The sequence below is a fragment of the Legionella birminghamensis genome, from assembly GCF_900452515.1.
Taxonomy (GTDB): Bacteria; Pseudomonadota; Gammaproteobacteria; order Legionellales; family Legionellaceae; genus Legionella_C; species Legionella_C birminghamensis.
The window spans coordinates 2129130-2141962 of record NZ_UGNW01000001.1; the positions used below are offsets into that span (position 1 = coordinate 2129130).

A 12833-nucleotide genomic window follows, 5' to 3' on the forward strand; every position below is an offset into this window, starting at 1 on the left:
CTTATCAACTGAGTCCAGTGGAAGTTACAATCTTTAACAGGAATAAAAATTAACTGTGGAACTAAAATGGAGTAACTTGATCCATGATCTTATCTTTAACAAATAGGATATTTTTTGAGTTATTGCAACATCGGGCTAAAAAGTATACTGTGGAAGATTAGCTTCATGCCAGGCAGTGATTGAATAACCATTGAGATCATAAATTATGCTGCATATTACAAAAGACCTGGAGTTCCCAGCGCATTTAAACCCTCTGTATGCCAAAGCAATTAAATACGAGTGGATTTCGTTCTTTTACATGATAAGCGCTACTTTTTTTTCATTTATGGCCATGTCAAACTCGCAAACTATGAAGACTGTCTGGCTTGAAGATATGCTAGGTATAATCCCCCCGGCGTCCTTCCTGCTGGCAAGCCGAATTATTCGCTGGAAAGCCAATAAAAACTTTCCCTATGGCTATCATAAAATAACCGGAATGTCCTATTTCACCAGTTCTATGGCCTTATTCGTTCTGGGAATTTTCCTTCTCATTGACGGGGCAAGTGTATTAATCAAACAGGAACATCCCTCTATTCCAGACGTTCATATTGCAGGTTACTCTATCTGGATGGGATTTATAATGATGATAGCCCTGTTATGGTCAAGCATACCTTCTACAATTCTCGGCCATATCAAAATCCCTCTGGCGCATAAATTATACGACAAAATATTGTTTGCTGATTCCAAAATGAATAAGGCAAGCTGGATGAGCGGTTTTGCCAGTATTATAGGGATAGCTGGGATTGGGGTAGGCTTCTGGTGGGCTGATGCGAGTATTGCCATACTGATATCGCTTAGCATCCTCAATGATGGCTACAGCAATTTAAAATATGCGATTCTGGATCTCATGGACGAAGTACCAAAAACCATTGAAAAAAACAAAACAGACCCCCTCATTTCAGCGGTAAAATCAATACTGAAACAGGAAGACTGGGTTAAATCGTTTGAAATCCGGTTTCGTGTAGTAGGCCATTTATTTTTTGGCGATATTTTTATTATCTCCGACAAAAAAATGATTTCACCTGAAAAAATTCAGGCGCTGCGTAATAAGATTGAGCAACATCACTGGCGGCTTCACGACATTACGATTACTGTTCTGTCTGATATTCACAAATCGAATTCCAGCGGTCGCAGCCCATAGCTATCTTCACATCCCCTACGCCTGCGGCTTGTTGTCCGCAGGGTCCAGATTCTCTATCAGTCTTTTGGATCCCTCGGACACACAAGCCGAGGAAAGTAGAAGCTGAGAGGAGACTGTTTTCAGGGATGTGTAGATAGTTATGGGTCGGTGCCGCAAGAATTCGGGGTTAGCTACAGTTTGAACCATTAAGGGGCAATTTGAATTAATTCCTTGTCAGAATTGGGTACTAAAGAAGAAGTTTTGAAAACCCCAACTTGTGACATTATACCCGCATTCTGTTGAACAGCATTCCTATCCTGAGGTTCCTGTGGGCTTGCCTTGCCGTTTGTCTGCAGGGGCTCGCTCATGGGAGCAAAATGCGGGAGCGCGTTTTCAACGAACCACTCCACATAGTCATCAACATTGGGGGTAAGAAATGCCTTGAAGTCCCAACCGAGCTCATCCCAATTAAAAGGGCCCAGTTCTAATCCCTTATATATGCCTATTCCACGAATCATCCACTCAACGATGGCACTATTACCACTGTCCAGGGGTTCAAATACAGCAAAGAAATGACATAACCTTGCAATGTTAACCAAGAACGCCTCATGTCCATCTTCCGGCTGCCAATTAATGCATTTTTGAAATATTAAATCCGCTTTGGCAAATTGCCTTTCAAAGTATTTTTCTCTGCCTTCACCCTCTTCAGGGAAAGATGGATGTATCACTATGACTTCAACAATATATTCAATTTGATTTCGACTGGTATCATCAAGCCAACGCACCAGGTATGAGAACTGAAGAGAATCCTCTCCATCCAGTTTTATCCGTACTTTATGCTTGTCTTCATAAGTTTTTGTATGCTCCGGGCATTCTTCCAAAAACCTTGCAAATGCATTATGAAGAGGCGATTCCCAGGGGTTTCGGATAAAAAAACTAATCGTATCAGGAGCATAACTCTTAGCGAACCGCCCATATTTACAAGCTTTCTCAGCTTGCATTTGAGACTTTTCTTTTGCGAATAAATGTCGGGCATTACATAAATATACATAGGCCCTGGCAACTACCGACTGAGTGGCGCATGCAGGTGCCCTGATATCTCTATTAATTTGCAGTTCTCCTGCAAATGAAGAATTGATCTTAGCTGCAAACTCTTCAATTGTTGTTTTAGAGAACTCATTCCAGGCTGGTTGTACTTCGGTTAAAAAGCGCTGAGTTTGTATGGCCCCCGATGCAAACTTGAATAATTCTGGGGCCTTCCCTTCATCTTTACTTTTCATCTCGACTCAATAAGATTAATTATTAATCATCATGCGCACATAATAACCCTGGTCTCACCCTTTGTAAACGATTTAGAGCCGCATAGGTATCTACACAAAATGCATTAGCTATCGAATCCCCGCCGCTGCGACCCATAGGTAGCTACCAAATGTTTTTCCCGCTCCGAATCCCCGCGGCTTTGACCGCGGGGCCCACACGAAGCCTGTTTAAAATATCAGGCTTGATAATTAAGGATAATCTTTAAAAAATTTGTTTCTTACTGCTTTTAAATTGCTATTTCGGCAACATTGGAATTCATTTGAAGAGCATGTTCGGCCACCAGACATGGGCCCCGGCGGTCAAGCCGCGGGGATTCGGATGGTCAAGCCGCGGGGATTCGGATAGTCAAGCCGCGGGGATTCGGATGGTGAAGTCGGAGAAATAGATTCCCGCCTGCGCGGGAACGACATTCGTGAGGATACACCACTTCGACATGACCTGGCGGGTGTTCAAAAATTTAAATTTGTGAACATTTCTGTTTGTGTCTATGCTTAAAAAAAGGAAATAAAAATACCAATATAATTAAGGAAATACTACCATGAGAAAAATAATCTTACTCATGTTAGCCGTAACGTCTTCCAGTTTTTCCCTTCCATCTCCTGATTTTAACTTACCGTACCAGCCCACGGTATTTGAAGGGGTTATTTCCTTAATTAATCCTGCCATTGATTTCCCGCCGCCGCCCTCTCTCGGGGAAGTTCAAGATATGCTGAAAAAGCAGGCACCTGATCTGCGGCCCGAGGTTGTGAGTAAAGTGATGACCACATTACGCTGTGCCCGGGAATTTAATCTTCAGCACAATAAGAATATACTTGGGGTGATTGACTATTCGCTTCCTTCAAGTGAAAAACGCTTTTGGGTCTTTGATTTAACGCAGCAAAAATTATTATTTCATACTTATGTATCGCATGGGATTACTTCGGGCAGCTTAAATACCAACTTTTTTTCCAATAAATACAATAGCAAGGCCAGTAGTATTGGTATCTATACAACCGATCAGGCTTACTATGGGCGCGAAGGTTTATCACTGAGGCTGGACGGCCTGGATCGCGGCTTTAATGATAATGCGTCCAACCGCGCCGTGGTCATGCATGGGGGCTGGTATATGGCCGAAAATTTCATCAAAAAATATGGCCGTCCAGGCCGAAGCTGGGGTTGCCCTGCACTGCCAATCGAAATGACGGTGCCGATCATTAATACCATTAAAAATAAATCATTATTCGTTATGTATTATCCAAGCGATCACTGGTTTGTAAGCTCCAAGTTTCTTAATTGCAGCCGTTTTTCCTTATCTAAACAAGCCAAAACGGAGCTTGAAACAAAACCAGCTGAAGAGCAGCGCGAACCCATACTGTTTGTGGATTCCAATAAAAACAGTTCACGTCAGGAAGAAGAGCCCATTGCCGTGATCGATGCTGATAGCTATATGCGTATTTTTAAAACCAGCGCGCCGCTGGAACGGATGCTTCGTCGTCAGATAAACAATATGGAATATATTGCCCTAAGCAACCAGGAATTTGATAGTATTCTGGCCAGGAATGACAGGGTTTTGAATGTCAATCCCGATTTGGAAGAAGTATCCTTTGTTATTCCTGTGATTAAAATGGTCAGAGGATATTATGAAACGGAAATGCGAATTGTGCCTTTGGGAAAAATAAAGAATGTCGAAGTGAATGCCGATACCAAGGGATATACAGTACATTTTGAAAATAAAACGATGAACTTGAAGTCAAGTAATCAGTTCATTCGCTGGCTGGGGTTATAATAAAAAGGATTTATATGGAAATCACTAGCAGTTGTGCCATTACAAACTTTGATAATCTCGTTAACAGACGAATTGTGCTGGTGTTACAGGGAGGCGGAGCCCTGGGCGCTTTTCAAGCGGGCGTTTATGAAACACTTGAAAAAAATAATTACATCCCCGACTGGATTGGCGGCACCTCCATTGGTGCTATCAATGCCAGTATCATTGCAGGCAACCCGCCAGAGAACCGCCTGAAGAGGTTACAGCAATTCTGGCAGACCGTAACCCAACCCGACTTGTTTCATTTCAGCGATGAAATGTCTCTGGAGATCAGACGATTTTTTATGCAGATTCAGTTTCAGCAATTAATCCTTTCAGGGATTCCTGTCTTTTTTAAACCGCAGATGAATAGTTTTCTCAATCTGCTGCAGGGCAATTTTAGCAGCTTCTATGATACCAGTCCGCTGCGTGATTTTTTAATTGAATTAATTGATTTTGACTATTTAAACCGAGGGGATATCAGGTTAAGTCTGGGGGCGACCAATTTACATACGGGGCAAATCCGCTATTTTGACTCCAAATTTGAAAAAATTGGACCCGAGCATGTCATGGCCAGCGGTGCCCTCCCGCCTGCATTTCCCCCTGTTCTAATTGATGGAGAATATTACTGGGATGGCGGTATTTATTCCAACACCCCCCTATCGGTCGTGCTTGATGATATGCCTCGGGTTAACTCGCTCTGTTTTATGATCGATCTGTGGAGTCCGGAGGGTAATTTACCGCAAACGCTCGACGAGGTGAGGAAAAGAAACCTTGAAATTATTTATAGCAGCCGTTATGAAGAGCATCGAAAAAATTACGAAGCCATGCACAATCTGCGCCGGGCTATACGGGCTCTCTATGCCCAGTTACCACCCGAAAAACAGCAAGACCCCGAAAACCTGAAGCTGGTTTCACTAGGATGTATAACCAGTATGGATATTGTGCAAATCCAATACCAGCAAAAACCCTGGGAATCTTCAACAAAAGATGCCGATTTCAGCGCCTCATCCATCCTTTCGCGCTGGGAGCAAGGGATGCAAAAAACAGAAATGATTCTCCAGAAAAAAACCTTTATCGAGCCGCATCCTCCCCATGTAGGTGTGGTCATTCATCGATAAAACAGGCTATTAAAAAAATCAGGTTATTGTTATCCTTAATTTTTTGACTGCAGGGATAAGTCTTTGAAATCTTGTTTACCTATTTTCTTTACCCTAAGCTTGGCAGCCAGCCTGAGCTATGCCGATGAGCCGCAAAACAAAGCCCATGCGCGCGAGACTTATCATAATATGCTTGGCGTATTCTTAGGGGGTCATTATATTGATCAAGGCGCTCATTTCACTTACGGTCTGGAATATCATCGCATGCTCACCCTGCCCTTTGGGTTTAGCATTATCGCCGAGAATACACCAATTAATAAAGAGCACAATAATGAAACCGAGCTTTTCGCGCTGGCGACCTATAATTTTCTCGGCCATTTTACCATGGGGGTTGGCCCAGGGATTAAATATGAAAAGGGAGAGCCTGATCGCATGATTGGACGCTTAACCCTGGGGCATATTTTTCATATCAAGCCCGATATGGAAATAACCCCTAATGTGGATTTCGACGTGAACGAGGCGGATAGTAACAAGATTGTTTTTGGAGTGACTTTTGGGAAACAGTTTTAGGTATCTACCCAAATGTTTTCCCCTCCGAATCCCCGCGGCACCGACCGCGGGGCCCATGCCTGTTTGAAGTATTACGGTCCTCAGACAAGTTTCAATGTTGCCAAAAAATAAGATTTAACAGCTAGTCATAAATAAGTGTGCTTAACATTGAATTGGCTTCGTGTGGGCCCCGCGGTCGAAGCCGCGGGGATTCGATGGTCTCCACCGCGGGGATTCGATAGCTTTTAATTCTCATGCACTGGTGTAGATAGCTATGAGTCGAAGCCGCGGGGATACGGAGCGGTAAAAACAGTTGTGTAGAAATCTATGGCTCCAATTACGGACGCTTTAATCCATTGAATAAAACCTCAATCGCCCTTTTCCCTGTTTGTTCCTGCGGGCAAAAATCAATTGAGGCGGCAAAACCGATATCCTCTTCCAGCTTTTCCCATTGCCCTGTATGATAGAGGATAGGTTCTATTTTTTTGTAAAGGGCTTTCATCGCCATATCGTCAATGGATACATGGCGATGTTTCGAATTGCTTAACATCGACCACAAAGTCTGATGCAGGGCATATTTTAAAACATAAAGCGTATCCTCAAACCCTGAAAATTCAGCATTCAGATTTATAGAGGATTCATCAGTATAAAGATGGGTGAATTGATAGGAATCGGGTAAAAATTCGTCAGGAATTGTTTCCTTAGCCAAAGAATCATTATATTCACAGCGGAATAAAAAATTAATCACCTTTTTTTCATTCGACTGACTGCTTACCCTGAAACAGCCCTGGAAAATAAATGGCTGCTTCCAGACAGCAACTAATACAAGCGTCTCAATGGATATACCAGATGAATTTCTCATCGCTTCTGCCACAACATAAAACCATAGTTTACCAGACAGGCAATCCCTTTGGCATACGCAGCCAGTTACTTTCAGGATAAGGATAGGCGGCATCCAGGGCGTGTAAACTGTAAGCATGACGGGATTTTACTGAGTGATTAGCATTGCTCCGATGCGGCAAACGCCCATGGATCACAATCAAACTTCCCTGCTTGACCTCCAAGGGTAGACTGTATTTATCGTCCCACAGTAAAGGATAGTAGTCCTCAAAATAAATCCTTTCATTATCTCTAATCATTTTTCGGGATAAGGGTATTATCGTAGGGCTAGGCATCACCTGCAAGCAGCCATTTTCCAGCGTCGCATCTTCCAAAGCAAACCAGAATCCCAGGACATCCTTTTGTCCATGCAGAAACGTGGCATCCTGATGGCAACTCACTTCTGCACCTATTCCTGGTTGTTTAAAAATATACATTGACTGTATGAGGCTGGGAACTTCAAATCCCAATTGATGGCAAATCGTTTTTAAGCGCTCGCTTCGCGAATAGAGCTTGAATATTGGATCAAGCTCGTGCAGGGCATGGCCTATTTTATTCAATGACTTTTCCAGAGGCCTAATCATATTCCCTTGTTGATTAAAGGCTTCCGGTTCAAAGAAAAAACGGATTTTATCACCCGAATTCAGGAAATACTCGGTTTTGGCATGGTCCTGGGTTTCCGAAGTAAATACAGTAACCGGGAGTTCCTGTTGGTAGTCATTAATAATAAAATTGATTCTGTCGATCAGGGTTTCACAGATGGATGGAGTAAAAAACTTCTCAATAATTAAATAACCATTCGTGAGAAAATGATCGAGTTGCAGAGCCGATAATTCCATTACACACTCCTTACAGCTTCCTTTGCCCTATTTGTCTTCAATATCATACTGAGGAAGTTTTTTATTAGCAATCACCTTCCCCGGGAATAGCAGACACAATTATCGGGAAGTGCTACACTTTAAAAATAAGGATTATTCGAAATATTCTATGAAAAACGCAGGATTTACATTAATTGAGCTGTTAATTGTCGTGGCGGTAATTGGAGTTCTAGCCGTCATTGCGGTTCCCGCTTATCAGGATTATACAATACGCGCTCGAGTAACAGAGGGTTTAAGTTTGGCTAATACTGCTAAACTGGCTGTATCTGACTCCGCCCAGATTAAAAACGGCACTCTCCCGGCTGATAATAACGCAGCAGGCTATTCACCGCCCAACGCTACATCGGGGGTCTCTTCTATCAATATCCAGGACGGCTTAATAACCATCTCCTATACCCCTCAGGCCGGTAATGGCACTATCATCTTAACCCCAACGGTGCAGTCCGGTGGAGAAATTACCTGGGATTGCAGGGCAGGTACCCTGCTTGATAAATACCGTCCCCCCATTTGTCGGGGTGGTTCGGATGTCGCACAGGGAGGAGGCAGTAATTCCGGTGGCTCAGGAAATTCAGGGGGATCGGACAATACAGGTACTGGCCCAGGAAATAGTAATGGCGCGGGTAATAGCGAGAACTCGAATTACAATCAAAATCCAGGCAACAATGGCAACAATGGCAACAATGGCAACAATGGCAACAATGGCAACAACAGGTAATGACCTATTCGAATAGCCAAAGCGGTGATAACTCTGGCCAGGTACCGCTTGGTATAAAATTTGAGTCTTACCTTAATCGTTATACCTTCTTCTCGTCCCTGACGGCCAGGATACAAGGAGTCTGTAATGAGGACAGCAATTTTTTGGATCGGGATTTTATTCGCTGCATCCGTGTATGCAGCAGATGGGATTCCTGAAGTGCAGATACAGGATCAGGATGCCGATCAGGGACGTTGTGTACAGGATATCCTGCAAAAATGCATCAGCAAGTGCGAAAGTGCGGATGATAAAAACTGTGTGGCCCTTTGTAATGAAAATGCCCGAAACGAATGCCGTCAGGCAGGTGAATAGCAGCAGATGAGTTCTCGCGCCTATGCCGGACTGGTTTGTTATCCTTTGGTAAAACTTATTGATTATAAAAATGTATGCTAACATGCAGCTGGATTTTTTCGAGGTTGAATGAATCCTGAATAATAAGTCATATGGAGACATGCATGTTAGATTTAAAAAAAACTGCTTTAGCTGTTCTAGTGTCAGTAAGCAGTTCAAGTTTTGCCGGTACAATGGGACCAATATGCCAGCCGGGTAATGTTACGGTTCCTTGCCCTTCTACAGCTTGGGATATCGGTATACAAGCCTTATATTTAAAACCATCTTACAGCGCCAACACCATCTACATTGGTTCGCTCATCACCGGCGATCGCCAGCTGCGAAATGAGTTTAGACCTGAATGGGATTGGGGATTCAAGCTCGAGGGCTCTTATCATTTCAATACTGGTAATGACTTAAATGTCAACTGGTACCATTATAGTGAAAGAACAACAAGAACCTTTCTTCTGTCTAGCCAGACTTTCCTGATTGATATACCTTTTACCAGCTCAGCCAAGCCGGAATGGGATGCTGTTAACTTTGAATTTGGACAGCATGTTGACTTCGGTGATTATAAAGATATTCGTTTCCATGGCGGTTTTCAATATCTGCGTCTTGAGCATGATGTGAAAAATTTTTACAGCCTCAATGCAACAACATATCGAAGTAATTTAGAATTTAAAGGGTTTGGGCCTCGTGTAGGTATGGATATGACCTACAATTTCAATGATGCCTTTGCCATTTATGCGAATGGCGCAGCAGCATTGCTTGTTGGTGATAGCGATATTAATCATCATTCGCCAACAACTGGACTGCATACCTCTGCCAGCAAATGGACCACCGTGCCTGAACTGGAAGCGAAAACAGGCGCCAAATACAACCACTTACTGGGTACCGGGGTACTGACGCTTGATGCGGGTTACATGTGGGTTAACTATTTCAATGCCCAGCATGCACTTTCCGATATCCCTGAAGAAACCAATGTTGCCTTTAACGGGCCTTATATTGGTCTGAAATGGCTTGGTAACGTATAAATCGATTTCCCGGTTGTTTGCAACCGGGCTACACAGCAGCTGCTCTACAACTTTATTCAACCTTTGAATAAACCCATTTTCCATTCATTAAAACACCAGCAACTGCCGTCTGATCGCAGCAATAAATCAAGCTCGATAATCGGTTCGCCTTTGTAGCTGCCTCAAGTCGTGGGTGTTTGCTATTGATGATTACACAGTCCAAAGGAGAGCCCATATTGAACATATCGCCAGCCCATGATCCTATTGCTAATTTGCCGCCTTGTGAAACCTGATTGAACAATATTTCCCCACTATTTCCAACCTTTCCCAAACACAGAAGATTTCTTTTTTGGCCTAGCAAACGTTGCCCATAGTCCAGCCAGCGTAGTTCTTCAAAGGGGGATACGCCGATGTGACTGTCTGTTCCAATAGAGAAACTGCCCTGATTCTCCATGTAGGCAACTAATGGAAAAATGCCGTCCCCCAAATTGCCCTCAGTTGAAGGGCACAAAACCACATTGGCATGGCTCTTAGCCAATTGTTTGATTTCATGGGGCAGAAGATGGGTGGCATGAACAAGATTAAAGCGCCGATCAACCGAAACGGCATCTAAAAACCATTCAACAGGCCTTAACCCTAATACCTGCTTACATTGTTCCACCTCCCCCATCTGCTCGGCAATATGCATGTGAATGGGCACAGACTTTTCAATTGTTTGACAAAATTCAATAATATTCACAGGTGAAACAGCCCGGATTGAATGAATTCCTGCTCCAATTTTGGCGCGCGAATAATAACTGCAGGCTTTTTTTGTTGCTTCATATAACCTCCAGTAATCATTCAAGCTATGGGAAATAAAACGACGCTGCTCTGGTTTGTAGTCATTTTTCAGATCATATTGCTGATAGAGGACAGGCACCAATGTAATTGCAATCCCCGCCTGCTGTGCGGCATGAACAAGACGCTCCCCCATCTCCGCAAGATTGTTATAGGCTTTCCCCTGTTGGTCATGGTGAAGATAATGGAACTCTACAACGCTGGTGTATCCCTGCCTGGTTAAATCCCGATAAAGCATCAATGCTGTACGCTCCATTTGTTCTGGAGTCATTTCCAGTGCAGTGCGGTACATGGCTTCGCGCCAAGTCCAGAAGTCGTCAGTTTGCGCATGCCGGGATATAAACTCGGTAGCGCCGGCCATTGCGTATTGAAAAGCGTGCGAATGCGCATTGACAAAACCAGGAATCGCCCAGCCTTTTATTTCTTCTGCCTGCATTGACTCATCGGCTATGGGAGACAGTTTGAGAATATTCCCCTGCTCATCAAGATAGACATAAAGATCATCTATCCACTCGCTTCCATTATAAAGGCTTTCAAATTTTATCAGGCGCATAATAACCCTACAGACCGGATGAATATTTCAATTAGACTGTGGAATTTATATTAAATCAATGACCTTGGAAAATTTCCTTCTTACTATTGTTGAGCTACACTTGGAATACAAACCTCTTAAGCTCATGCTATGAACATTCATGAGTTGTCCAAAACAATTTTATTAATCTTAAGCCTTCTATTGGCGGTGAACTTTTATAATTTTATTCTGAAAAAATTTGTTAAGGAAATAAGTCACCATAAAGTCTTATTTGCCGCTGGAGTGTTCCTTTTTTTCAGCGTTCTCTATGCTTTTGAGAAAGATATTACGGCGCTGGTTAGCGGTAACGATGCACAGCGGTTTATCAAAATCGTTCTGGAATGTTTATGGTGGTTTTCCTTATTTTTTATTGCCAATCAAATCATTCATATTTTTATATGGAAACGGCTTTTACGGCAGTCCGGCATATTGATTCCTAAGATTTTCAAAGATTTGGTTTCTTTATTTTTTTTAATTATCACCGTTGCTGCTATTGTTCATTTCGTATTCGAAAAATCCGTTTTTGGTATTTTTACCGCTTCGGGGGTTATGGCTATTATTCTGGGTTATTCTGCGCAAGCTACCCTTAGCGACGTCTTTGCCGGCATTGGTTTAAATACAACCAAACAATTTAGTGAGGGAGACTGGATTATTGTCTATGGGGAAATGCAGACACTGACAGGGAAAGTGATCGATGTGAATTGGCGCTTTGTGAACTTGCTCAATGTTGAAGGAAATCTTTTATCGATTCCCAACTCGGTAATCTCGCAATTATTCATCGAAAATCTGTCCCAGCCTCATGCGGTGAACAGACAATCACTGACAATCACTATCAGCCAGGCCATTTCCCCCTATCGGTTTAAACGCATTTTAATCGAAACAGCTTTGCAATCCTGTAAAGTCCACAATGAACCCGAACCCTGTGCAACACTTATGGAGTGCGGCCAGGAAACAAGCACCTATCATCTGGAATATACTACAGCGGAAATTAACCCTCTTTTTCTGAAAGATGAAATTTATTCTGTACTCTGGTATCGCTGCCTGCGTGAAAATATTTTACTGACTGGCCAAGTTATAGCAGAAAAGCCAATATTGACTGCTGATGAAATCAGTCAGTTTCTACAGCAAATCGATTTATTTCATTCTTTGAATGGAGAGGAAATTCAATTCCTGGTGGAACATTGTCATTATGGACTATATGGGCCGCCAGAACGGCTGCTGATTGAAGGCGGCCATAATGATTCCCTGTTTCTTGTTTATAGCGGGTCGGCTTCTCTCTATATTAACAGTCAAACGGAGAAACCCTTACTTTTTGAAAGCTATGAGGCAGGTAATTATTTTGGGGAAATATCCATGCTGACCGGCGCTGCCTGCCGCGGCTCTCTTTTTATGGAAACAGAATGCTTAATTATAGAAATTACCCATGACACAATCGGGAAATTATTTGCAGCAAGACCGGAACTGATGGAAAAAATGAGTACCGTTGTGGTCAAAGGCGTTAAAGCAATTGAAAACCTGCGTCATGCCCAGATTCCTGTTGAAGGAACTGACAGGCATAGTTTGTTACAAAGTTTGCTGGCACATGTACGTTATTTTTTTAGATCTTAGGGCTGAATAGGGTTTGTGTGGTTCCCTCGGTGGGGGCCCATAGCTATCTACA

General features: G+C 42.9%; 11 protein-coding genes and 1 pseudogene. 8 read left to right on the top strand and 4 right to left on the bottom strand.

The features are described 5' to 3' along the window. Window positions 1-205: 205 nt before the first annotated feature. On the top strand, window positions 206-1180 hold the full coding sequence (locus DYH42_RS09055; protein ID WP_058525020.1) for a cation diffusion facilitator family transporter: 975 nt from the start codon (window positions 206-208) through the stop codon (window positions 1178-1180). A 185-nt stretch (window positions 1181-1365) separates the two neighbouring features. Here the strand turns inward: DYH42_RS09055 and DYH42_RS09060 are convergent, their stop codons facing one another. Further along, the gene (locus DYH42_RS09060) at window positions 1366-2439 is read right to left on the bottom strand and encodes a hypothetical protein (protein WP_058525021.1); all 1074 of its coding nucleotides are present in this window, start codon (window positions 2437-2439) and stop codon (window positions 1366-1368) included. Between the two features lie 578 nt (window positions 2440-3017). Between DYH42_RS09060 and DYH42_RS09065 the strand changes: the two genes are divergently transcribed. The 3 genes from DYH42_RS09065 to DYH42_RS09075 all read left to right on the top strand — a co-directional run bounded on the left by DYH42_RS09065 (window position 3018) and on the right by DYH42_RS09075 (window position 5932). After that, the gene (locus DYH42_RS09065; RefSeq protein ID WP_058525022.1) at window positions 3018-4244 is read left to right on the top strand and encodes a murein L,D-transpeptidase catalytic domain family protein; all 1227 of its coding nucleotides are present in this window, start codon (window positions 3018-3020) and stop codon (window positions 4242-4244) included. A gap of 14 nt (window positions 4245-4258) precedes the next feature. Continuing rightward, window positions 4259-5383, top strand: a complete 1125-nt coding sequence (locus DYH42_RS09070) for a patatin-like phospholipase family protein (RefSeq protein WP_058525023.1) — start codon at window positions 4259-4261, stop codon at window positions 5381-5383. 63 nt (window positions 5384-5446) lie between these two features. Beyond that, window positions 5447-5932: a hypothetical protein gene (locus DYH42_RS09075; protein WP_237759068.1), complete on the top strand. Its 486-nt coding sequence runs from the start codon at window positions 5447-5449 to the stop codon at window positions 5930-5932. Between the two features lie 316 nt (window positions 5933-6248). Here the strand turns inward: DYH42_RS09075 and DYH42_RS09080 are convergent, their stop codons facing one another. Together DYH42_RS09080 and DYH42_RS09085 are read right to left on the bottom strand one after the other, a co-directional pair. Then, window positions 6249-6773, bottom strand: a complete 525-nt coding sequence (locus DYH42_RS09080; protein ID WP_058525024.1) for a hypothetical protein — start codon at window positions 6771-6773, stop codon at window positions 6249-6251. Window positions 6774-6801: 28 nt separating this feature from the next. Continuing rightward, window positions 6802-7629, bottom strand: a complete 828-nt coding sequence (locus DYH42_RS09085; protein ID WP_058525025.1) for a phytanoyl-CoA dioxygenase family protein — start codon at window positions 7627-7629, stop codon at window positions 6802-6804. 148 nt (window positions 7630-7777) lie between these two features. On the opposite strand from DYH42_RS09085, the pseudogene DYH42_RS09090 reads away from it, so the two are divergent. The 3 genes and pseudogenes from DYH42_RS09090 to DYH42_RS09100 form a co-directional block, all read left to right on the top strand. Further along, window positions 7778-8182: pseudogene (locus DYH42_RS09090) on the top strand (pilin); the annotation flags it as partial. A gap of 327 nt (window positions 8183-8509) precedes the next feature. Then, on the top strand, window positions 8510-8734 hold the full coding sequence (locus DYH42_RS09095) for a hypothetical protein (protein WP_058525026.1): 225 nt from the start codon (window positions 8510-8512) through the stop codon (window positions 8732-8734). Window positions 8735-8877: 143 nt separating this feature from the next. Beyond that, window positions 8878-9786 carry an Lpg1974 family pore-forming outer membrane protein gene (locus DYH42_RS09100; protein WP_058525027.1) on the top strand — a complete coding sequence of 303 codons (909 nt, stop codon included), beginning with the start codon at window positions 8878-8880 and terminating at the stop codon, window positions 9784-9786. A gap of 52 nt (window positions 9787-9838) precedes the next feature. Here the strand turns inward: DYH42_RS09100 and hutF are convergent, their stop codons facing one another. Then, window positions 9839-11155: a formimidoylglutamate deiminase gene (gene hutF, locus DYH42_RS09105; protein ID WP_058525028.1), complete on the bottom strand. Its 1317-nt coding sequence runs from the start codon at window positions 11153-11155 to the stop codon at window positions 9839-9841. Window positions 11156-11284: 129 nt separating this feature from the next. Between hutF and DYH42_RS09110 the strand changes: the two genes are divergently transcribed. Beyond that, on the top strand, window positions 11285-12781 hold the full coding sequence (locus DYH42_RS09110) for a mechanosensitive ion channel family protein (RefSeq protein ID WP_058525029.1): 1497 nt from the start codon (window positions 11285-11287) through the stop codon (window positions 12779-12781). Window positions 12782-12833 lie beyond the last annotated feature (52 nt).